Source organism: Actinomadura sp. NBRC 104425 (genome assembly GCF_030269545.1).
Lineage (GTDB): Bacteria > Actinomycetota > Actinomycetes > Streptosporangiales > Streptosporangiaceae > Spirillospora > Spirillospora keratinilytica.
Map to the genome: position 1 here is coordinate 1 of NZ_BSTN01000158.1, position 255 is coordinate 255.

Consider the following 255-nt stretch of genomic DNA (forward strand, 5'->3'; position numbering starts at 1 on the left):
GTGGACCCTGCCGAGTGGATTGCCGAGCAGATCGGTGCGTGCGAGCCGGATCTGCTGCGGTCGATGGTCAAGACGATGGCCGAGGCGCTCATGTCGGCCGAGGCGGATGCGGTGTGCGGCGCCGGCTGCGGCGAGCGCAGCAGCGAGCGGGTCAACCGGCGCAACGGCTACCGGCAGCGGGACTGGGACACCCGCGCCGGCACGGTCGAACTGGCGATCCCGAAGCTGCGCAGCGGGTCCTACTTCCCCGAGTGG

At 71.4% G+C, this 255-nt stretch carries 1 protein-coding gene; it reads left to right on the forward strand.

Annotated features, from left to right (window positions below):
• Positions 1-30: 30 nt before the first annotated feature.
• Positions 31-255 (forward strand): transposase (locus tag QSK22_RS33545; RefSeq protein ID WP_352231526.1); only part of this gene is annotated, 225 nt, incomplete at its 3' end.